The sequence below is a fragment of the Pedobacter glucosidilyticus genome (assembly GCF_002483235.1).
In the GTDB taxonomy this organism is placed as follows: Bacteria; Bacteroidota; Bacteroidia; order Sphingobacteriales; family Sphingobacteriaceae; genus Pseudopedobacter; species Pseudopedobacter glucosidilyticum_B.
In genome coordinates, this window is the sequence record NZ_DLHN01000029.1 from 60,812 (window position 1) to 83,965 (window position 23,154).

A 23,154-nucleotide genomic window follows, 5' to 3' on the forward strand; every position below is an offset into this window, starting at 1 on the left:
TGATTATGCCGCTCCGCTGGAGCTGAAATAACGCTTTAATATCTGATTGATTTTATGATTGTTTCGCTATGATTATACCGCTCCGCTGGAAACTGAAATAACGCTTTAATGTCTGATTGATTTTATGATTATTGCGCTATGATTATGCCGCTCCGCTGAACTGAAATAACACTTTAATGTCTGATTGAATATTTCGTTTATCAATTTACGTTTTAGAAAAAAAAGAAAATTATAGTATATTAACCTATAGATTTAAAAAATATTTTATATATCTCTTTAATAACCCTATAGAGGGATAACATCTCCATAAAAATAACCCAAAAAGCCCCAGAGGGGCGAAATTAAAAAACAAATCAAATGGCCAACACATACACCCAAATATATTTACATATTGTGTTTTCTGTAAAAGGAAGACAAAATCTAATTCTAAAAACTGGCAAGACGAATTGCACAAATACATCTGCGGAATTGTAAACGGAAAGGAACAAAAAGTATATGCCATTGGCGGTATGCCTGATCATATACACATTCTACTCAGTATAAAACCTAACATCGCTATATCTGATTTAGTGCGAGATATTAAAGCAAATTCATCAAAATGGATTAACGAAAAAAGATTGATAACAGGTCTTTTTCAGTGGCAAGAGGGCTTTGGTGCATTTTCTTATTCAAAATCTCAACTAGATACGATTATCTTATACATTAATAACCAAGAACAACATCATGAAAAGAAAAAATTCAGAGATGAATACTTAGAATTACTTCAAAAGTTTGATGTAGAATACAATGAGAAATATCTTTTTGAATGGATAGACTAATAATTGCCCTAAACATTAAATGATAAGCAAAATCATTCATTTTAGTTTCCCTAAAATCGTACTTTCATAAATATCTAGGTTAATTTATTTTTGATTTTTGCCTGTACTGTCTTTTACAAACTTCTTTAATACATCAAAAAGATCTAAAAAAATCTATAATAATTTGATTGGCTTCTTTAGGATACTCATGCCCCCCTGGATAGCTATAAATAATACTTCTATTTCCACTTGATGATGGATAAAGCGTTGCGAATTCATTGATTTTTTCACCTACAACTTCACATTGATTTTTCTTTAACAAAGTCTGATAGGTAAGTTTTTGCCAAGCAGGCTTAACCAATGGGTCTTTTTCACCTACTAAATGAAAAAAAGGTTTTGGCTCTATTAAATGCAGTAATTTAATTGCAGCAGCACCTGTTGGGGCAAATGCCTTAAAAATAGATCCTCTTGTTGCCCATAATAAGTAAGTAAAAGAGCCTCCATTAGAATGCCCTGTAGCAAAAATTCTATCCTTTTCTACTTGGTACTCTTTTTTAAGGTAAGCCAACATCGTATCAAAGAAAATTAAATCTCTGTTTTGCTCATTAGTATCAACAAGCCAACCATTTTTTTTACCTTCTTTATCTGTAATTTGTCCAGGTGTGGGTAAACCTTGCGGATAAATATATATGGCGTTGTTCCACAATTGTTCAAATTTACGACCTTGGTAAGCGTGATTCATGGTACCGCCATGTCCGTGGAAAACAAATACCACAGGTGTAGCTTTGTTTTTTGCAGAAGCAGGAATATAAACTAAAGCTTTGCGCATTTCTTTACCTACCATCCATTCTAAAGTTTGGAGTTGTGTTTGAGCACAAGCTAAATTTAGGATGCCAAGTCCTACACATAATAAAAGTAACCTTTTAAACATCGTCTAAATTTTCATTTTTAGATGATTAAAAATCATAAAAGTTTAAGCATTATTTTTGTGCAGATAATAAATAAACCTTAAAAGTTGTTCCTTTGTTAACCTCACTTAGCACTTCTATTTTACCACCCATGGTTTCTATTTGATTTTTGGTGATAAATAAACCTATTCCTCTTGCATCGGGGTTTCCATGAAATGTTTGGTACATACCAAAAAGTTTTGAACCTTGTGTTTTTAAATCTATACCTAAACCATTATCAGTAATGGTTAAAACGATATATTTATCTTCTTCATAGCAATCAATTTTCACAAAGCTTTCTCTCTCTGTAGAGCTATACTTAATGGCATTATTGATCAAGTTAAAAAGTATACTGTCTAAATATGCAGAAATACCTTTTACTAAAATTTTAGCTGTGATATGGTTTTGTACTTTAACATTTGCAGTAGCTGCCATAACCTTCAAGTTGCTGATTGCATGCTCTGTAAACGCATACAAATCTAAACTTATAAGATTTGCTAGTGTTTCAGAATTCATTTGAACTACCTCGTTTAAATGGGCAATAGTTTCTGTAAGGTTGTCGGCTGCGGTTTTGATCAATTGCAAAATGTTATTACTCTCCAATTCGGGGTTTTCTTGGAAAAGCAAGTAAATCAACATTTCTATATTGCTGGTATGTGATCTTAAATTGTGCGAAACAATGTGAGCGAAATTTTTTAGCCTTTTGTTTTGATCTTTAGTTACTTCTAATAGTGTTTGTATTTCGTACTCGGCATTTTTAAGAGCTGTTATATCCACAACCTGAAAAATAAAGTATAAAATTTCTCCTTCGTCGTCTCTTACTACAGAGGCTGCTAATATCACATAAACAATACTATTATTTTTATGGATATAACGTTTTTCTAACCGATAATCGTTTATTTTTCCATTTATCAAATTATGGTAAAGTGTTGTATCTAAATCTCTGTCATCAGGATGAGTAATATTTTTAAATGTTGCTTTTTTAAGCTCATTTTCGGTATAACCAATAATGTCACACAATCTTTTATTAGCCTGTATTAAGTTAGCTTCTTTATTCAATAATGCCATTCCTATAGCAGCATTTTCAAAATTTCCTCTAAAAGCTTGTTCGCTAATTTTCAGCTTTTCTTGCGTTACTTTACGTTCGGTAATATCATCGGTATACATAATGATACCACCTTGTGTTTTGCTATCTAAAAACCAAGGTTTAATTTCCCATTCAATCCATTGTACCGTTCCGTCTTCTCTAAGAAATTTATCTTCTTCACATTTCTGACTGACACCTTGTAAGCAGTTTTGATGTATTTTTTTCCAATCTTCACCAATTTCAGGGAAAATTTCATAATGAGATTTACCAATGATGTCTAAACCATTAAGTTTATAATCATCTATCCATTTATTTGAAGCGGCTAAATAATGAAGGTTGGTATCAAACATAGCTATAGCGCTTGGTGCTTGTTTAACAAACTGCTGATTGCGTTCAAAAGCTAGTTTCTGCTCTGTAATATCTGTATGGGTGCCAAACATCATCAAAGGCTTTCCGTCTGCTGTCCACGATGTTATTTTTCCTCTATCCAAAATCCACACCCAGTGGCCATTTTTATGGCGCATTCTACATTCAATATGGTAGTATTCTGTAATTTTATTACAACAATCGTTAATTTTTTCGTTTGATTTTTTTAAGTCTTCCGGATGACTCAGGTTAACCCAAGTTTCTATACTGATAGGCTGTAATTCATCAAGCGTATAACCCACAATTTCTGCCCAACGCTCATTAAATATGGTTTCGCCGGTTTGGATATTCCACTCCCAAGTTCCAGCATTGGTACCCAGAATAACATTTTCCAGCTTTTCCCGCTCAGAAATTAAAGCAATTTCCAATACTTTACTTTGATTTATATCCTGAAAAGTACCATAAACTCTGGTACAAATACCATTTACAAATTCTGATAGACCTATAGCCCTAACCCATTTTAAATTACCCTTAGCTGTTATAATTTGAAGCTCCAAATCATAAGGAGTACCCGTTTTTAATAATTTAGTAACCGCATTTTCAATAAGCTCTTTATTACCAACAGCATAAAAATCCAATGCAGAGTGTATATCTGGGATGTAATCATCTGATACTTCATGGATAATTTTGGTTACATGGCTCCAAATAGGCTGCATGGTGCTTAGGTTAATTTCCCAAAAGCCTACAGAAGCAGCTACATTACACCGCACCAATAAATCTTCTTTTACTTTTAAATCGGTAATATCTACATGCGCCGCTATCAATCTTATAGCCTTCCCTGTATCACTTTTAATGATTAAACCTATCATTTTTAACCATTTAACCGATCCATTTTTATGATAGTATCTTACAATAAGGTTAAAGTTTGTTTCTGCTTTATGACTGATTTCCTGAAGATGCTGTAAAACAGTTTCTAAATCTTCATGATGTATCATATTTTGCCATGAAGAAGCAGTGCTTGGTAATTCTTCCGGGTTGTATCCTAAAATAGTCCAAAATTTTAAACTTACCCATTCATGTTCTTGATTTTCTAAATCCCAAAACCATAAACCATCAAGCGCAATGTCTTGAACAAAGTTGAAAATTGATGAGTCTTGCTTTACGAGTTGATATAATTCGTCTTTTAAATAGCTCATAAAAAAGCTTGCTTAAGAAGTGGTTAACATAAAGTAGTGAAATATCATATTTATACTCTTATTATAGATATTAGTTTCAATTTTTAAAATAATTCTGATGTATAAAAATAATTAATTTTAATTATAAATACATAAAAATAAAAAGTTATTAACTCATAATAAATTTATAAACCAGATAAATATATATATTTTTCTGATTTTAAGATACATTTTTTATTCATTCATTTAAGTATTTCTTGTTGTTACACCATAATACCATAGAATTTGATATTTTTGATGCTCTTAAGTAAAATTAATATTTTGGAAAAGCACATTACTTTGGGTGTAGACATTGGCAGATCGCATATTACTGCTGCCTTGGTAGATCTGAGATCGGGTCATATTCTGGATGATAGCTATAGAAGAGAGCGGATTAACGCTAAAGACTCGGCAGAGAACATCATCAAAAACTGGAGTGTAGTGATGAAGGATATTATGAATTCTAGTTACAGACCGGTAAGCGGTATTGGTATGGCTTTCCCTGGCCCTTTTAACTACGATGATGGGGTATCTTTACTTAAAGCCAATGGAAAATATGAATCTTTATACGGGTTAAATATTAAAAATTTACTGGCAGAAGAGTTAGGCTATCCAAAAACATCCATTAAAATGATGAATGACGCCGCTTGTTTTCTTACTGGCGAGTTATTTAAAAGAGACCTAGAAGGCTGTAACAACACCATTGGTATTACCATTGGTACCGGCTTAGGCACCGCACACTACAAAGACGGTATAACAGAAGACTGTAAACTTTGGAAAACTCCCTTTTTAAAAGGTAAAGCAGAAGATTATTTATCTACCCGCTGGTTTGTGAAAAGATATAAAGAACTTACCGGAAACACGATTAAAGACATTAGAGCATTATTAGCTACAGACACACAAGACGCCGCCTTTGAGATTATATTTGATGAGTTTTCTGTTAATTTAGCCGAATTTTTATACACGTTTATAAGAAAAAAAGATGCGCTTAGTATTGTTATTGGCGGGCTTATTATACCTGCACAAAAATATTTCTGGAGAAAAACAGCACAATACTTACACGATAAGATGTTTTATAGTATCCCTATACACATAGCTGTACATGGCGAAAGAGCACCTTTAATAGGTGCTGCTTCTATAGGGCATCACTAAAAAAAAATTAAAAAGCATAAATCAACAACATCATGGTTGATTTATGCTTGATATTCCCTTACTCTTCCTCAGCTTTATTCTTCATTTTCATTAACAAAGTATAAGCACCCTTATTTACAATAGCTTTCCCTGTTAAAGCAGCAGTATTTTTAATTTCTATAAAGCCATTTTCTTTAACCCCCAGCTGTACTTCTTGTATCGTATATGCTTGTTTGCTGTTGGCTATAAAAACATAATCCTTACCTTCAAAATTAACAATAGCATCTTCTGGTAAAGTATAAGCTTCATGATTTTTAACCTCAATTTCAGCATTCATATACATACCTGATAGTAAATTTTTATCGTATTTATCAAAATGGCAATGTACTTCGGCAGTTCTATCTGCGTCAAAATCTTTACTGATTAAAATGATATCGCAAAGATATTTTTTATCAGGATTAGTATTGGTATAGGCTATCAGTTTCTGACCTATGGCTAATTTATCAATATCCTTTTCAAAAACTTTTAAATTTAAATGGATATCACTTGGGTCTATCAATTCAAATAAAACATCGGTAGGATTAACATATTTACCAATGTTTACATTCACTTTAGATACATAACCATCAATAGGCGAGTAAATATTAATCTGTCTGGATAAATTGCCTTCACTTAGTTTTGTAGGATTGATATTGATGAGTCTCAACTTCTCTGCCAAAGCGTTTAAACTGATTCTGAGCGTTTTATACTCTGTCTCTGTTTGTTGTAAAACTTTATCGCTGCTAGCTTTATTTAAATTGAGCTCTTTTTGTCGCACATACTCTTGCTCTGCATAACTCAATTTAGATTTTGTAATCAGATAGTCTTGCTGTAGTTGGATATACTGTTGGTCTTCCATTTTAGCAATTACTTCTCCTTTATAAATGTGCATACCTGGTAAAAGTTTTGTACTGGCTATGTATCCGCCCAGAGGGGTACTTACCGAGACCATATTTTGCGGAGGCACATCTATAGTACCGGTTACTTTTACTACGGATGAAATATTTCTTAAACTAAGATTTGTTGTATCTATAACAACGTTTTTAAGCTGTTCTTGGGTTAAGGTTACTACTTGCTCATTAGTTTCTTCACTTGCTACTTGCTCTTCTTTTGTATTATTACAAGCCGTAAAAAGGGCAATACTAGTAAGCATAAAAAATACTTTAGAGGAATATATGAATGCTTTCATGTTTATTTTGCGTTTAAATATTGTAACTGGATACTCTGCTCGTTCAAATTTTTTAAAGCTTGCAGATATTGACTCTTAATACCGATACTTTGCTGTATCAACATCACCCAATCCAGGTAATTGATGTCTCCATTCTCAAATTGTTTGCCCGCAGCTTTAGCAATCATATCAGCATCAGCTAAAGCTTTATCTTCAAAATACTGAACAATTTCTAAACTACTTTGGTATTGAGCCCACGTTGCCTGATATTGATTTTCTAGCTGTTGTTTCTGAAGCTCATATTCTTGTGAAACAATTTCCTGATTAATTTTAGAAGCTGCAATTCTGTTATTTTGCGAACTAAAAATGGGTATTCCTAAACCTACTTGCCCAGAGTGGAAACGCTTGCTACGGTCGTAAAAAACTTCGTCTGGACCCACACCCTGGAAATTGGTATTAAAATACCCTAGTGATATTTCTGGCAAGCGTTTAGCTTTTTCTGTGGCTAGTTGTGCTTTACTTGCTGCCTTTTGTTGCTCCAATATTTTAAGTTGCGGGTGTTCTTCTACCTTACTTAGCTGGCTAAATCCAATTACTGATTTAAGATTTTCTTTTGCCGGATTAAAATCTGAATTACTATTTAACAAAAGTTTAAATTGCAGTTCAGATAATGCTACATCTTGTTTCAACTGTTTCAATTGCATCAATATTTGCCCTCTTTGGCTTGATGCTGTTGCTGTTTCTAAAGCATTGGTTTCTCCTTTTGCAAGTCTTAATTGTGCTTTTTTAAGAAACTCGGCATAAATGCTATCACTTCTTAATAATAAACCCTCCTGTTCTTTAAGGTTTAGGATATGGAAATAAGTTAGAGAAACAGCTTTGATAAGTTCTGCTTCTTTAACAGCAATGTTTAAAGCTGCCGTTTTAGCTTCTTCTTTCAGTTGGTTTTTTTGCCTTGCATAAACCGTAGGAAATTGGAAAGATTGCGATACGCCAAATCTCAAATCGTTGTAAACACTATTCACCTGCCCAAAGTCGGTGTTAAAATTTGTTAAAGGTAGCCCAGCACCCGTCTTCACTAATTGCTCTTGATAAGCCGCTTTCAAACGCTCGCTTTTTACCATCCTATTATTCTTCAAAGCTGTATCTATAGCTGCTTTTAGTGTAATATTTTGTTGCGCTTGCGCTGATGAAATACCTAAACTTAACATCAATAATAAAGCACCAAGTTTTGGATTCACTTTTATTTTAGCCCCTTTTTCAAAAATGATATACAAAATAGGGAGTACAAATAAGGTTAAAAAAGTAGCAATCATTAAACCTCCAATAACTACGGTTGCTAATGGTCTTTGTACCTCGGCACCAGCACCACTACTTAAAGCCATAGGCAAAAAACCTAAGGACGCTACAAAGGCTGTCATTAAAACAGGTCTTAACCTTACTTTAGTTCCCATTAAGACAATTCTGTTTAAATTTTTTAAACCTGATGCTTTTAAGCGATTAAATTCGGCTATCAACACAATACCATTTAAAACAGCAACCCCAAATAAGGCTATAAAGCCTACGCCTGCACTGATACTAAATGGCATGCCTCTTAATGCCAGAAAAAATATACCACCAATAGCAGAAAGCGGTATAGCAGAATAAATTAACAAACCATGTTTAACCGAATTGAAGGCAAAGAATAGCAATACAAATATCAGCGCAAGCGAAACTGGTACAGCTATCAATAAACGTTGCTTTGCTTCGTTTAAATTTTCAAAAGCACCGCCATAAGTAATGTAATACCCAGCAGGTAATTTAAGTTGTGTTTCGGCCTTTTTTTGCAATTCATCTACAATACTTTGCACATCTCTTCCTTTTACATTAAAACCTGCTATAATTCTTCTCTTCGCATCTTCACGCTGTATTTGGTTGGGACCATTTTGTATACTTACATCTGCCAACTGTTGCAAAGGAATTTGTGGGCCTTTTGGAGTAGGTACCAATAAGTTTTGGATGTCTTCTAAACTCTTACGCTGTTCTGTTCCTAGTCTCACTACCAAATCAAACCGCTTTTCGCCTTCAAATATCAAACCTGTACTTTGGCCAGCAAATGCAGTATTCACCATTCGGTTAACATCAGCAATGGTTAGCTGGTATTGGGCAATTGCTGCTCGGTTATAATTAATAATTACTTGTGGCATACCTGTTACAGGTTCTACAAATAAATCCTGAGAGCCTTCTACCGTGTTGATGATTTTTCCAAGGCGTTGCGCATAATAAGCTAAAGTGTCTAAATCTTCTCCAAATATCTTGCATACAACATCTTGTCTGGCACCTGTCATTAACTCGTTAAAACGCATTTGTACCGGAAACTGAAACCCAGTGGTAATACCGGGTACCTCTTCCAGTGCTTTGCCCATCTTTTCTGCAAGCTCATTAAAAGTTTCCGCAGATGTCCATTCCTTTTTATCTTTTAAAATAACCATCATATCACTGGCTTCCATAGGCATAGGATCTGTTGGCACTTCGCCACTACCTATTTTGGTGACTACTTTTTCTACTTCCGGAAAACGACTTTTTAAAATATGTGCCGCTTTTTGAGTGCTTTCTACGGTTGTACTCAAATTACTACCTGTTAAAACGCGGGTATCAACAGCAAAATCTCCTTCTTCCAGAGCAGGTATAAACTCGCCACCCAAAGTAGAAAGTGTTACAAGTGCTAGAACAAATAATGCAGCTACAGCGCTTAAAACCATTTTTGGATATTTTAGTACACGAGCTAAGGCATTTTGATAAACCCGTTCCAGTTTGTACATCCATTGATCAGAGAAATTTGGCTTGTGATCAAGCTTTTTATTCAAGCATAAAGCACTCATCATAGGAATATAGGTGAGCGAAAGTATAAATGCACCTATCAAGGCAAAAGCTACTGTTTGCGCCATAGGTTTAAACATTTTACCTTCTATACCTTCTAAGGTGAAAATAGGTAGATAAACAATCAGGATGATAATTTGCCCGAAAACAGCACTATTCATCATCTTACTTGCTGATGTTTGTACCTCTTTATCCATTTGCTTTTGGTTAAGTTGTACAACTGAACCAAATTTACTGCTATGCTTAAGCTGGTGCATGACAGCTTCTACAATAATAACAGCACCATCTACAATTAAACCAAAATCTAAAGCGCCTAAACTCATTAAATTTCCGCTTACACCAAAAGTATTCATCATGATGATGGCAAATAGCATAGCAAGCGGAATAACAGAAGCAACTACTAAACCGGCCCTAAAATTCCCTAAGAAAAGTACCAGAATAAAGACAACAATTAAAGCACCTTCCATCAGGTTAGTTTCAACTGTTTTAATAGCATTATTGACCATTTTTGTACGGTCTAGAAAAGGCTCTATCTCTACACCTTCTGGTAAGGTCTTTTGTATTTGGGCTACTCTATCTTTAACATTTTTGATAACCTCGTTGCTATTTGCGCCTTTAAGCATCATCACAATAGCACCTGCAACTTCACCCTCATCATTATAACATAAGGCACCATAACGTGTTGCATAACCTGTTTTAACCTCTGCAATATCTTTGATAAGTAAGGTAGTAGAGGTATTTGTTTTTACTGCAATATTTTCAATATCACTTACACTAGCAATTAAACCTTCGCTTCTGATGAATAAAACGCTAGCACCTTTTTCTATATAAGCACCTCCGGTATTTTGGTTGTTTTGTTCTAGAGCAGAGAAAACATCGTCTATGGTAAGATTTAAAGCCTGCAACTTATTGGGATTAAGTGCTATTTCATACTGTTTAAGCTTACCACCAAAACTACTTACTTCTGCTACACCTTTAACACCTAAAAGCTGGCGTCTTACAATCCAATCCTGAATGGTTCTGAGTTCTGTTTCGTCGTATTTATCTTCATAGCCTTTTTTAGGTTTTACTACGTATTGATAAATCTCGCCTAAGCCTGTAGAAACCGGACCTAATTCTGGTGTACCTATCCCTTGCGGAATTTCTGTTTGTACTTTTTGTAGTCTTTCCGCAACCTGTTGCCTGGCCCAATAAATATCCGTTTCATCAGTAAAAACCAGAGTTACTAATGATAATCCAAACCTAGAAAAGCTACGGATTTCTTTCATCCCATCTATATTACTGTTTGCCTGCTCTATAGGAAAAGTTACCAGCCTTTCTATATCTGTAGCACCAAAAGAAGGGGCAACAGTAATTACCTGAACCTGATTGTTGGTAATATCTGGTACAGCATCTATAGGTAACCGTGTAGTTTGGTAAATACCATAACCAATTAAGGCTAGGGTAAACAAGCCAATGATGAGTTTATTCCTGATGGAAAACTCAATAATCTTATTTAACATAATAAGTATTGCTAATTTTTAAATAAAAAAATACAAGAAAATGTATTGATTAAGCGTAAATATTAGCAAGTTTTTGGCGGCTGCCAGATAGTAGATAAGTATACAGAATGGATAAACAAACTCCTGTAAACAGGCGTTTTATGTTGTTGTATAATAGCTGGTAGTGTGATAACGCTTAAACTGTATTGGGGTAAACTTACGTTACAATCTACCTGGTTAATATGGTTGTGTGTTTTAAAAGGTAATTGCATATCACGTTCATAATCTGCATCTCTAACATCTTCTAAAGCATAGTGCATGCTAAAAAATTCAAAAATGGTGATATTGTTATCTTGCATTTTATGCTCTATCAGGTGCTCTACCAAAATAGGCAATTTTAACAGCTGATACAGTTCTGTAGTGGCTATTAAATGAATGCTTAATAACAATATGGCAATTATCTTTTTCAAATCATTACAAATATAAAGATTATCTTTTCAATGTCTAAACAGTGTTTTTAGTGACTTTGTTTCTGACTTTATAAATCAATAGATATAATAAGCCCAAAACGCCTATCCCTAAAAAAGGATAAACCACAATATCTGGATGTTTAACGTAGAAAGTAAGCTCGGAGTTTAAGTTAATATCTTGCGCTATAGCAGCAGGTTGCCACCACGATGTTTGCTGTATCATGTCTCCACGTTGGTTAATAAAAGCCGATATCCCTGTATTAGCAGAACGGGCAATCCAACGTCTGGTTTCTATGGCTCTTAGACGGGCATATTGTAAATGTTGGTCTTTTCCTGAGGTATTGCCCCACCAACCATCATTGGTAATGATAGCAATAAACTGCGCTTCTTTTTTAACATAGCCTGCAACCCAATTACCCCAAATAGATTCGTAACAGATAACGGGCGCAACGCCAATACCACTTTGCGAATACAATACTGATGGTTCTTCCTGGTAACCATAGCCACCTGTAGTACCCCCAAATTTGGCAAAAATAGGTTTCAAGAAAGATAAAGCATTAATAAATGGCATTTTCTCTACCCCGGGTACCAGTTTAGATTTATGGTAGAACTGTACTTTGGCAGAGTTTTCTATCGCAATGGCAGTATTAAAACTATCCCAATACTGGTTACTTTGAGCATTAAATTTTGCTGTTTTAGTTTTTGGGGTTTGATAAGTTAAATAGGTTTCTGCCCCGGTAATTAAAGTTGCATTGGCGTAAGGCTGCATAAATTGTTGTAGTCGGTAAAATATACTTCCTTGCCTGATGTAATCTTCATTTACATATTCTGGAATAGCTGTTTCTGGCCAAATGATAAACTCGGTATTTACCTTTATTGCTTTACCACTTAAAGCAATCAAAGTATCTAATTGCTGGTTAGTAGTATAACTTTCATATTTAGCATAAGGGTCTATATTGGGTTGTACTACTACTACATGGGCGGGGTTACTTTCTTCTTCATAATTGCTATAAGTGAGGGTAGAAAAACCTATCGGGATAAGCACCCAGCAAGCTAAACCTGCTAATAGTTTGAATGTGTTTCTTTGCTTTTTCTCACTGTTTTTTAACTGTTTCCAGATGTTAAATAATAGGATATTACTTCCTAAAATCCATAAAGAGCCTCCGTAAACACCCGTATACTCGTACCATTGGATAAACTGCGGACTGCTAGCAAAACCGTTTCCTAAAGTCATCCATGGGAAGTTTAAATCCCAGCTTTGGTGTAAATACTCGTAAGAAATCCAAAAACCTATGAGGGCTATATCAGCTAAAATGGGCTGGGTGATATTTTTAAGTTTGTAATAGCAGAAAAAGCTTAAAGTCATCAAAAAAGCGCCTAATAAATAAGCCACAATAGAGCCTTCTGGCGATGCATTCCAAATCCAATAAATACTAGCGGTATTCCACAATAAAAAGGTTAAACCGGCTGTAATAAATACTTTTCTCCCTTTTTGTTGAGTGTCACTGTTGTGGATGTTTTCTATAGCTGCTAATAGCGGAAAAAAACCTATCAATAATAACAAAGAAGTGTAAGGAATAGGTGGCCAAGCTATAAAAAGTATAATAGCTGATATAAGTGCGTATTGGATATGCTTTTTCATTTAATTTTTAGCGAATATTTTTTGTTAAAAGGTCTAGAAGTTTTTGAGGGTTTTGTCTGTTGTCCCAAAAAGCAGTAATGATAATTTGTGTATCTGTAATTTTGTATAAGATACTATAATGCCCCATGGCAGAAATTCGTGTTTCGGGATAATCCGTAGTCACAAATGCTTCTGGATTTTGAGCAACTATTTCAGATCTTTCTTTAATTTCTTGAATAAGTTTTTGTGCAAATTTTGCTGAATGGTTTCTTTTAATCCAGTAGTTTAAGATAGCTCTTCTTTGCTTAACAGCAGTTTGAGTCCAAATTATAGACCTTTTAGCCATTCTAAATCTTCTTTATCAAGGTCATCTTGAGAAATAACTTGATTATTTTCAATATCTAAATCGCTTAATTTTAATAAAGCAATTTGTGCATCAGACAAGTTTACTTTCATATCAGTTTTAGTATGCTGCTGTAACAACTTGTCAAGTGCATTTAAGTAGTCTTGATTGGATATTGTAAGCAACTTATCTATAATATTATTCCTTAAAGTGTTGATATTACTCATAGTTCTATAAATTTCGGCTTTTGTTTGTGTATAACAAAAACTAATCTCTAAATTTCTCTTTTACAGGTTTGTCTGCTGGTTTACCAGCTAAACAAATCACAAACTCGCCTTTAAGGGTATTTGTTTCAAAGTAGTTTTTTACTTCTGTTAAAGTACCTCTTTTGGTTTCTTCGTACATTTTGGTTAGTTCTCTAGAAACAGAAACTTCTCTTTCTTCGCCAAAAAACGTGATAAACTCTTCTAAAGATTTTAACAAGCGGTGTGGCGATTCGTAAAAAATCATGGTCCTTTCCTCTGAAGCCAGTTCTTTTAATCGTGTTTGGCGACCTTTTTTAACAGGTAAAAAACCTTCAAATACAAATCTATCATTAGGCAAGCCCGAGTTTACCAAAGCCGGTACAAAAGCTGTTGCACCTGGTAAACACTCAACTTCCAAATCGTTTTTAATGGCTTCGCGGGTAAGTAAATAGCCCGGGTCTGAGATGGCTGGCGTACCTGCATCAGAAATTAAAGCAATATTTTGCCCTTCTTTTAAGAAACGGATAATCTCATTAACGGCCTTATGCTCATTATGTTGGTGGTGCGAGAAAAGTTTTTTTTCGATACCAAAATGTTTTAGCATAGGAGAAGAGTTTCTGGTGTCTTCTGCCAAAATAATATCTACCTCTTTTAAAACTTTAACAGCTCTAAAAGTCATATCATCAAGATTCCCTATGGGCGTGGGTACGAGGTATAGTTTTCCGTTCATGCTTTAGCTTAACCCTAAACTGCTCTAAAAGAGAGGAAATTTTGGGTCTGTGTTTTATTTCCTAATTAACACTATCTGTTTTTATTTAATCTTACAAATGGTTTCTCTTTCTAAAGTGATAAAAATATCTAGCCTCAAAAATCGTAAATCGTACATCCTTTTATATCTTTGCAGAAAAAATAAAAATCATGCTGCAAGTTAGTTATATCCGCGAAAATAAAGAGCAGGTTCTAGAACGTTTAAGTGTAAGAAATTTTAGTCAGCCAGAGTTGGTTGATGAAATTATCAGTTTAGATGAGAAAAGACGCTCTACGCAATCCAAAGGAGACGCTTTGCAGGCAGAAGCAAATGCAGCAGCCAAGCAAATTGGTGAGCTCATGAAACAAGGTAAAAAAGAAGATGCAGAGGCTATTAAAGCAAAAACATCATCATCAAAAGAAGAGATAAAAAAACTATATGATGAGCTTGCTGTGATAGAGCAGGAATTACATCAAAAATTAGTTCAAATACCCAATTTACCTCATTCATCTGTACCTAAAGGTAAAACTCCGGAAGAAAATGAAGTAGTTTTAACCTATGGTCAAATGCCAAATTTGGCAGATGATGCTTTACCACATTGGGAGTTAGCCGCAAAATACGATTTGATTGATTTTGAATTGGGGGTTAAAATCACGGGAGCTGGTTTCCCAGTTTATAAAGGTAAGGGCGCTAAACTACAAAGAGCCTTAATTAACTATTTTTTAGCTGAGGCTGAGAAATCTGGTTATGAAGAAATGATGTTACCACATTTGGTAAATGAAGCATCGGGTTTTGGTACGGGGCAATTGCCAGATAAAGAGGGGCAAATGTATCATGTAGGCTTAGATAATTTATATTTAATACCTACTGCCGAGGTACCTATCACTAATTTATACAGGGATGTTATTTTAAAAGAAGACCAGCTACCTATTAAAAACTGTGGTTATACGCCTTGTTTTAGAAGAGAAGCAGGTTCTTATGGCGCACATGTAAGAGGTTTAAACCGCTTACACCAGTTTGATAAGGTAGAAATTGTACAAGTGGTACATCCTGATAAATCTTATGATGTGTTAGAGCAAATGAGCCTGCATGTACAAAGCTTATTACAAAGCTTAGGCTTACATTACCGCGTTTTAAGGTTATGTGGTGGAGATATGGGTTTCACATCGGCTTTAACGTATGATATGGAAGTATGGAGTGCTGCACAACAACGCTGGTTAGAGGTTTCTTCTGTTTCCAACTTTGAAACTTACCAAAGTAACCGCCTGAAATTAAGATTTAAAGGTAGCGAGGGTAAAACTCAACTAGCACATACTTTAAACGGAAGTGCTTTAGCTTTACCAAGAATTGTAGCTTCTATTTTAGAGAATTACCAAACACCAGAAGGCATTAAAATTCCTGATGTTTTGGTGCCTTATACAGGTTTTGATATGATTAAATAATTAAAAAAAGCTTAAAAGAAAAGGGCGAAACTTAAACGTTTCGCTCTTTTTTTATAACCAATTTTGCAAAAGCGTATACAAATAAGCAAACACATAGTATAAAGCAATAGCAATTAAGCCCAATACCACTACAGCAATAAGTATAAAACCAATGATGATACCCGTTATACTACCAGTATGTTTACCTTCTGTATAGTGTTCTCTTAATAATTTAATATTCCTACTGTTGGCTTTAAAGCCGAAATCAAAGAAATAGCCTAAAATTGGGATAGCGCCTAAAATGGTATCTATTAGAACATTACCAAACATTTTAATAGCCACTTTTTTGCTGGCTCCATTTTTCAGCATGGTAGCAATAAGGGCTAAGGAAACAGCAAAACCTGCCAAATCTCCCAGATAGGGAATAAAATTTAAAATAGGGTCTAAACCAAAACGATAGCCTTTAATACTAAACTGTTCATCCATCAGTTTAGAAATACGTTCTACCCATCTTAATTTATCATTTTTAAACGGCTGCTGGTTCATTTTACTATTTTAGCTCAACAAGCAATTTATATACCTTATTTACCTGTTGATCATAATTAGAGTATCTTTATTTAGCCTCAACTTTAGAAAAGCATAAAGCTTCTTTGCTTCCTGATTGCTTAAAGAAGTTTTTTTCTTCCAATTGATGATTACATGCGTTATCGTATCTGCGGTTTGCTGACTTTGTTTTAAATTTACCATCTCTCCGATACTAATTTGATTGGCTTCTGGGTATAAAACGGCAAGTTCTTTAGAGATATTTGATGTAGAATCTGACTGGTTTTCACTGCTGATTGGTGAAGTAGCTTTTAAATTTATGGCATTTAACATGCTTGCAGCCACTTCACGGCTCATGTCTGCAATTTCTTCTTTAGAAACATTTACTCTAGAAAGCTTTATTCTTAAATCATCAAAACCACTGGCTTTTAATAAACTATCATAACTGGCTATTTCTTGGTCAGAAACTGGTTTGCCAGCAATAACAACCTGTACGTATTTTAAAGAGTCTCTATTTTCGATATTCCATTTTAGCACTTCTGTTTCATCATTACTAATTTTATTGATGATGATATTTTGCACCTGCCTGTTCATCTTATTTTTAAGATATACCTCCCACAAAAAATAGCCGCTTGGCAGTACTACAAAAAGCAAGGCAAAAGACATAATCCTGCTTACCCTTTTACGGGTTTTAATGTCCATATATTGCCTTAAAGGGAATTGTAGAAATTTGATTACCAAATAGGTAGATAAACTGATAAAAATAGCATTGATGATAAAAAGGTAAAACGCTCCGGCAAAAATCATCAACTGCCCGGTAGCAAGCCCAAAACCTGCCGAACAAAGTGGTGGCATTAAGGCTGTAGCAATAGCAACCCCTGGTATGGCATTGGTTTTCTCTTTTCTTGACCCTGATACAATACCCGCTACACCTCCAAAAAATGCCACCATTACATCTAATAAAGTAGGCTGGGTACGGGCTAAAATTTCTGTAGTAGCATCGCCCAAAGGAGTAATGGTAAAATAGATATAAGCAGTGGTTAAACTGATAAATGTAGCCATACCCAGATTGCGTAAAGAGCGAGTAAGCATTTCTTTATCATTTATTCCAAATGCTAAACCAACACCTAAAATGGGCGACATTAGCGGCGAAATAAGCATAGCACCTATAATAACCGCAGCAGAATTTACATCTAATCCTATAGAAGCAAGTACGGCAGAACATATCAGAATCCAGATATTATATCCTTTTAAATCTATATTCTCATTGATATTTTTAACAGTTCCTTCTTGGTCTGTGGTTTCTTGTAAATGAAATATCTTTTGTACGTAGTTTTTAATAAGATCTGCCAAATTCATAGTTAATTATTTTAAAAACAAGCATGCATGCAAATGCTCTTTCACCAACATACCCATGGTAGTCATTTTTTTAAACTTAGGCATTTTATGATATTTTGCAAGTTCCTCCCTCAAAGCTATTACTTTCTCTTCCGGGGCGATGATATCATGACTCATCACATTAAAAATTTCTTTTAGCCTATAATGTGCCAGTTTAACTCGATGGCTAATTAAGCTCCGCTCTTCTTGTTGGTATTGTAGCATAGATTTTTCGTTCATGTGCTCCATTCCCATAAAAACAATATTGTTATTCTCCTTGAAATAATGGGGAAGATATAGTTTTAATCTGCTTTCATAAGACTGCTGGTCAAAATCTATAGCTCTGATACGGTATTGGTTACCTTCAATATCTGGTGTAATATCAACTACAAAATTATAAGAGCGCATATCGCCTAAAAGCCTTACAAAACAACGCTCATTAAATTTAACAAACTCTTTGCTGATGCGGGTTTGGTTAAAGCTGCTATCATTAAGATAGCTATTTAAAAAAACATCTCCAGGCAAACCGGGTATATGTTCCTCTATTAAAGTATGGTCATCTGTTAAATAATTGATTCGGTTTGGAGATAAAATATGTTCCAATTCTAAGCCATAAACCCTGCTGGCATCGGCAATTTTAACATAAAAATGGTCGTAATTATCATTTAACCTATTGATGATTCTTACCCTAAATGGTTTAGAATTACCAAAAGTGCAATAATCTATCCTGGAAACAGAAAGATGATCCATAACCTCCATACGGCCAGATGTATGGAGCAGGGCGTAAATATATTTTAAACCGGGATAAAGTTCTTTCATCTCCGATTCATCATAATAAACCGTTTGCCACAAAGTATCTTGGTTATTTTTATCTAACAGCGGAGTAGAAAGATTAAAACGCAGCATATCTGCATATACAACAGGAAGTTTAATTTCCCTATCATATTTTAGGAGGTATTGTTTTAAAGTTGGATTAACGGTATAAAGTATCTTCTTTTTAGAAGGTACATCATTCCGCTCTTCAATAATATTCATATCATCATGATGCTTTCTGTTGGTAATTTATCAATATTTAATGGCTCTTGAAAATAAAAAAGCCCATCCTTTATTTAGAATGGGTTTCATTTGGCATCCATAAATATGCAGCCTATGATTAGGAGTTTAATTTCTATTTATGAAGTAAACACATCATATTCTTTTTGCCAATATTGTATTTTTCTGTTATACATAGCTTCATTAGCCAGATGCACACATATAGCCGTGGTGGCTCCTGTTAAAACATTTGATGGAGGATTTTTCTTAGTAACTATACAATCAAAAAAATCTTTTAAAGCATACCAAGTTCCATCTTTACTTTTATCAGCTTCGATAGGTATTCCTCCATCTTTATTCCAAACAATTTTTGTAGCACCGGTAACACCATCAACGGTTTCTAATTCGGCTCTTGTTTCCTTTTCGGGATAAAAAACACCTTGGTTTACTAATAAAGAAACACTGCCTTTGGTACCTTTTAATTTAAACAAATAACCATCTTTAGCATTAGCGCAGGTAGCACCATAATTACCAATCATGCCCTCTTTATCATACCTAAAAGTTGCTTGCACATTATCAAAAGTTTCACGTCCGTCTTTATAATAATCTACACCGCCTGTGGCATAAACCTCTGTAGGGTGCGTATTAAACGCCCAATTGATAAAATCAATTTGATGTGAAAGTAATTCGGCAGCTAAACCACCAGAATACTCTTTATACATACGCCAGTTTATTTTTCTTTCTAAAGAAGGTTCTGGTACAGGTCTGCGCCAATTCCAGTTTCTATCCCATCTGCAATCAATCTGTGTTACTTTACCCAGATAGCCCTTATCAATCATCTCTTTCACCTTAAAATAAAGAGGAGTATAACGGTATTGATGACCTACTTGCAAGGTTAAATCAGGATGAGATTGCTTAGCCTTTACCAAATCTAAAGCTTGCTGGATATTATAGGTCATGGCTTTTTCTAAATACACATGCTTCCCTGCTTTTAAGGCTGCTAAAGCAATATCATAATGTGCATTAAGAGAAGTAGCAATAAGTACTGCTTGTACATCGGCCTCAGCTAAAAGCTTTTTATAATCTTTGTAAGAAGTAATTTTTTCTCCACCCAATAACTTTTGCGTAGCTGCAAGTCTAAAATCTAAGGTATCGCAAATAGCAGTAACTTTAAATTGCTCTTTCAATTGCTGCATCACTTGAATAAGGCCATTGCCCCTATCCCCACAACCTATTACAGCAACCTTTAAAGGAGTATCTGCAGCAAAAGCATGTAGTAGCTCTTGCTGCAAAAGTAATCCCCCAGCTGTTATAACACCTGTTTTTTTGATAAAATTTCTTCTTAGCATTTCTAATTATAATTAACGATAGCTATGAAACAGTTTGTTAATATTTAAACACTTTTCCATTCACCATAACTTCTTGTGTTTTTTCATCAAACGTTGCTTTAGCACCTGTTCTTACAGCCGCGTTTGTCATAATTGTAGCAACAGAATGATAATAACCAGCTTCTACCGGTGCATTAGTTTCTTTTCTACTACGGATACACTCCATCCAATTACGCATGTGGTTAGAAGTTAACCTATCCGCACCTGTATTGGCAGATGCAACTACCTTTTCTTCTTGGCTGGTTAAGCTTAGTTCTGGAAGCAAGTTAGGTTTTAGGCCCATTGCAGCAGCTTGTTTCTCTTGTAAACCACCTTTAGGAGATATTTTATTGGTATTTAAATTTAACTCGCCACCGTTAGCGTAGTAAATCTCTGCTGGACGCTCATCTCCATTATGCATTCTAGAACCAAATACAACTTGGAAACCTTTTTTCATGTCTTTATCGCCATAATCAAAAACTGCAGTTGTGGTATCCCAGTTTCTTCTTCCGTCTTTCCATTGGTAAATTCCACCATTAGCAACCACACTTCTTGGATACATTAAGCCAGTAAACCAGTGTACAGTATCAATCTGGTGCGACATCCATTGGCCAGGCATACCAGAAGAATATGGCCAGAATAAACGATATTCTAAGTATTTTCTAGGATCCCATTCTTCAAATGGGCGGTTCATTAAAAAGCGCTTCCAATCGGTATCTTCTTGTTTTAGTTTAGCAACTAAATCTGGTCTGCGCCATCTGCCAGGCTGATTTACATTCCAGGTAAGTTCTACCATCGTGATATCGCCAAATTTACCCTGTTGGATAAAATCTGCCGCAGCTTTATAATTAGCGCCACTTCTTCTTTGAGAACCAATTTGGATAATTTGCTTAGAAGCTTTTATAGCTTTTAATGCCGCTCTGTTATCTTCCATGGTTTCTGCAAAAGGCTTTTCGCAATAAACATCGCATTTAGCGTTAACAGCCTCTATAGCATGTAAAGCATGCTGAAAATCTGCCGTACTTACAATAACAGCATCCAAATCTTTCATGGCATACAATTCATCATTATTTCTACAGCCTTTGATATCATGGTTAAATTTTGATTTCAAAAGCTCTACACCAAGGTTTCTTCTATAGCTCCATAAATCAGAAACGGCTACCATATCAAAATTTAATTCCTGATGATGGTTTAAAAAGCATGGTAATAAGGTATCTCTAAAACGATCTGAAAAACCAACCGCACCAACACGTACCCTATCATTTGCACCTAAAATTCTACCATAACTTTTTGCGCTGAAGCCCATAGCTCCAAAATATGTTCCGGCTGCTGCAATAGCAGACTGCTTTATAAATTTTCTACGTGAGTTCATTTTATTTTGAGTGTTAGGTTTATAGTTGTTTAATTTTTAAGCTTCTGAAAGCTACAGCATCGCCATGGTCTTGTAGTAAAATTCTTCCTTTCGGAGCCATTCCAAAATTTTTCCAGTCTTTATACTTACTTTCTGAAACCAATTTTAAGAACTCTGCCGAGCCTCTGGTATAATTAAGGATATTATGGCCGTTTAACCAATATTCAACCCTATTATCAGGGTAAACCCTGATGATTCCTTTATTCCACTCGCCTACAGCTTTCTGCGCAGCAGGTATTTTTTTTGAAGTCATTAAATCATATAAAGACCCTAATGTACGGTTGCCATCTCTGCCCAATTTTGCATCAGGATGTGTAGCATCATCTAAAATTTGATACTCTGGACCAATAGCAGAACCTTTATTGCCTTCACTTTCTGTAACGAAGTATTTTACACCGCTATTAGCCCCTTTAGAAAGTTTAAAATCAAACTGAAACTCAAAAGCACTATACTCTTTTAAAGTAACAATATCACCACCATTGGTAGACTCGCTTCCATCTGCTTTTTTAACCCTTAACTCGTTATCAACAACTTCCCAACCTTGGGTAGGAAATGTGGTTTTATAAGCGCCTCGCCATTGCGAAGTGCTTGTACCATCAAATAACAAACTGTAACCTTTAGCTTTTTCTTGCGGAGATAAATGATTTGGGATATAATTAGCGATGAAAATACCATCTGGTTTAGAAGGTTGTAAGTTGGTGGTTTGTATTCTGATATTTCTCCATCTGATTTCTTTACCCGGGGTTTCGTCTTTTCTGATAGAATGCACCTGTAAAGCAATAAAACCTGATGCTGTTTCTGCATCTACAACATGTGCTGTAGGGATACCATTTACCCAAGTTCTGATGGTGTTACCTATAGCTTCAATACGATATTTATTCCATTGGCCCGGTTTAAAAGCTTTTTTACCCTCTGGGTTAAGTTCCAGATTATAAAGCCAACCCCTTCTGGCCTCATCATAAATACCGCCACTCCAAGCTCTGCTAGAAGGGTCAATTTCCATTTGATAGCCATGAACTCTGCCATCACGATAGTCTGCTTTACTTAAACTTCTAAATTGAACGCCAGAATTCATGCTGTTATCAACAAGAAGTTCCAGTTCTAAAATAAAATCGCCGTAGTTTTTTTCGGTTGCCATAAAAGAGTTAGGTTCATTAGCAACTGTAGTACCTACAATCTCGCCGTTTCTAACTTCATATTTGGCTTTTCCGTTAAGTTGTTTCCAGCCTTTAAAGTCTTTTCCGTTAAATAAAGACTCCCATTTACTCTGGGCAATCGTTTGCCCAAATGCCGTAAATGTTAATAACAATACAATGCTTGTTTTAAATTTCATTTTTGAATTGATAAATTGGTTAGCGAGCTCTAATCTAAAAAATTTAAATCTAAATATCTTTAAGAGGTCAAAACTTTCTTGAAATTTGATTATAAGTTTTGTAATTTTTTTGTGCTATAAGTTCATAAGCAAAAATTTATTATTTTACTTAGCC

The 23,154-nt window shown here is 34.9% G+C and carries 18 protein-coding genes; 3 read left to right on the forward strand and 15 right to left on the reverse strand.

Features of this window, described 5'->3' with window-relative positions; genetic code table 11:
- The first annotated feature begins 380 nt into the window (after nucleotides 1-380).
- Nucleotides 381-818: an IS200/IS605 family transposase gene (tnpA, locus tag B2745_RS13295; RefSeq protein WP_304067742.1), complete on the forward strand. Its 438-nt coding sequence runs from the start codon at nucleotides 381-383 to the stop codon at nucleotides 816-818.
- Between the two features lie 133 nt (nucleotides 819-951).
- On the opposite strand, the gene B2745_RS13300 is transcribed toward tnpA, so the two are convergent.
- The gene (locus tag B2745_RS13300; protein ID WP_304067525.1) at nucleotides 952-1,728 is read right to left on the reverse strand and encodes an alpha/beta hydrolase family esterase; all 777 of its coding nucleotides are present in this window, start codon (nucleotides 1,726-1,728) and stop codon (nucleotides 952-954) included.
- Between the two features lie 49 nt (nucleotides 1,729-1,777).
- Entirely contained in the window at nucleotides 1,778-4,393 is a 2,616-nt protein-coding gene (locus B2745_RS13305) for a PAS domain-containing sensor histidine kinase (RefSeq protein ID WP_304067528.1), read from the reverse strand.
- Nucleotides 4,394-4,693: 300 nt separating this feature from the next.
- Between B2745_RS13305 and B2745_RS13310 the strand changes: the two genes are divergently transcribed.
- Nucleotides 4,694-5,563, forward strand: a complete 870-nt coding sequence (locus B2745_RS13310; protein WP_304067530.1) for an ROK family protein — start codon at nucleotides 4,694-4,696, stop codon at nucleotides 5,561-5,563.
- A 58-nt stretch (nucleotides 5,564-5,621) separates the two neighbouring features.
- Here B2745_RS13310 and B2745_RS13315 read toward each other — a convergent pair whose 3' ends face one another.
- The 7 genes from B2745_RS13315 to rsmI all read right to left on the reverse strand — a co-directional run bounded on the left by B2745_RS13315 (nucleotide 5,622) and on the right by rsmI (nucleotide 14,498).
- Nucleotides 5,622-6,770: an efflux RND transporter periplasmic adaptor subunit gene (locus B2745_RS13315; protein ID WP_304067533.1), complete on the reverse strand. Its 1,149-nt coding sequence runs from the start codon at nucleotides 6,768-6,770 to the stop codon at nucleotides 5,622-5,624.
- Nucleotides 6,771-6,772: 2 nt separating this feature from the next.
- A complete protein-coding gene (locus B2745_RS13320; protein ID WP_304067536.1) occupies nucleotides 6,773-11,110 on the reverse strand; it encodes a CusA/CzcA family heavy metal efflux RND transporter in 4,338 nt (1,445 codons plus the stop codon).
- 62 nt (nucleotides 11,111-11,172) lie between these two features.
- On the reverse strand, nucleotides 11,173-11,559 hold the full coding sequence (locus B2745_RS13325) for a hypothetical protein (protein ID WP_304067539.1): 387 nt from the start codon (nucleotides 11,557-11,559) through the stop codon (nucleotides 11,173-11,175).
- A 34-nt stretch (nucleotides 11,560-11,593) separates the two neighbouring features.
- Entirely contained in the window at nucleotides 11,594-13,201 is a 1,608-nt protein-coding gene (gene lnt, locus B2745_RS13330) for an apolipoprotein N-acyltransferase (protein WP_304067541.1), read from the reverse strand.
- A 7-nt stretch (nucleotides 13,202-13,208) separates the two neighbouring features.
- Nucleotides 13,209-13,526 carry a type II toxin-antitoxin system RelE/ParE family toxin gene (locus tag B2745_RS13335; protein ID WP_304067543.1) on the reverse strand — a complete coding sequence of 106 codons (318 nt, stop codon included), beginning with the start codon at nucleotides 13,524-13,526 and terminating at the stop codon, nucleotides 13,209-13,211.
- Complete coding sequence (locus B2745_RS13340; protein WP_026905257.1) at nucleotides 13,508-13,750, reverse strand: hypothetical protein; 243 nt, start codon at nucleotides 13,748-13,750, stop codon at nucleotides 13,508-13,510. Before B2745_RS13340 ends, B2745_RS13335 begins: the two co-directional genes overlap by 19 nt.
- Before the next feature lie 40 nt (nucleotides 13,751-13,790).
- On the reverse strand, nucleotides 13,791-14,498 hold the full coding sequence (gene rsmI / locus B2745_RS13345) for a 16S rRNA (cytidine(1402)-2'-O)-methyltransferase (RefSeq protein WP_304067546.1): 708 nt from the start codon (nucleotides 14,496-14,498) through the stop codon (nucleotides 13,791-13,793).
- 188 nt (nucleotides 14,499-14,686) lie between these two features.
- Here rsmI and serS point away from each other — a divergent pair, with 188 nt between their 5' ends.
- Nucleotides 14,687-15,958: a serine--tRNA ligase gene (gene serS / locus B2745_RS13350; RefSeq protein WP_026905259.1), complete on the forward strand. Its 1,272-nt coding sequence runs from the start codon at nucleotides 14,687-14,689 to the stop codon at nucleotides 15,956-15,958.
- Nucleotides 15,959-16,009: 51 nt separating this feature from the next.
- Here serS and B2745_RS13355 read toward each other — a convergent pair whose 3' ends face one another.
- The 6 genes from B2745_RS13355 to B2745_RS13380 all read right to left on the reverse strand — a co-directional run bounded on the left by B2745_RS13355 (nucleotide 16,010) and on the right by B2745_RS13380 (nucleotide 23,000).
- Nucleotides 16,010-16,483: a DUF4112 domain-containing protein gene (locus tag B2745_RS13355; protein ID WP_304067548.1), complete on the reverse strand. Its 474-nt coding sequence runs from the start codon at nucleotides 16,481-16,483 to the stop codon at nucleotides 16,010-16,012.
- A gap of 39 nt (nucleotides 16,484-16,522) precedes the next feature.
- Nucleotides 16,523-17,839 (reverse strand): TIGR00341 family protein, encoded by a 1,317-nt coding sequence (locus tag B2745_RS13360; RefSeq protein WP_304067551.1) that lies wholly within the window; start codon nucleotides 17,837-17,839, stop codon nucleotides 16,523-16,525.
- A 6-nt stretch (nucleotides 17,840-17,845) separates the two neighbouring features.
- Nucleotides 17,846-18,892 (reverse strand): hypothetical protein, encoded by a 1,047-nt coding sequence (locus B2745_RS13365; RefSeq protein WP_304067554.1) that lies wholly within the window; start codon nucleotides 18,890-18,892, stop codon nucleotides 17,846-17,848.
- Between the two features lie 137 nt (nucleotides 18,893-19,029).
- The gene (locus tag B2745_RS13370) at nucleotides 19,030-20,238 is read right to left on the reverse strand and encodes a Gfo/Idh/MocA family protein (protein ID WP_304067557.1); all 1,209 of its coding nucleotides are present in this window, start codon (nucleotides 20,236-20,238) and stop codon (nucleotides 19,030-19,032) included.
- Nucleotides 20,239-20,275: 37 nt separating this feature from the next.
- Complete coding sequence (locus tag B2745_RS13375; RefSeq protein WP_026905263.1) at nucleotides 20,276-21,628, reverse strand: Gfo/Idh/MocA family protein; 1,353 nt, start codon at nucleotides 21,626-21,628, stop codon at nucleotides 20,276-20,278.
- A gap of 19 nt (nucleotides 21,629-21,647) precedes the next feature.
- The gene (locus B2745_RS13380; RefSeq protein WP_304067559.1) at nucleotides 21,648-23,000 is read right to left on the reverse strand and encodes a 3-keto-disaccharide hydrolase; all 1,353 of its coding nucleotides are present in this window, start codon (nucleotides 22,998-23,000) and stop codon (nucleotides 21,648-21,650) included.
- Between the last annotated feature and the right edge of the window lie 154 nt (nucleotides 23,001-23,154).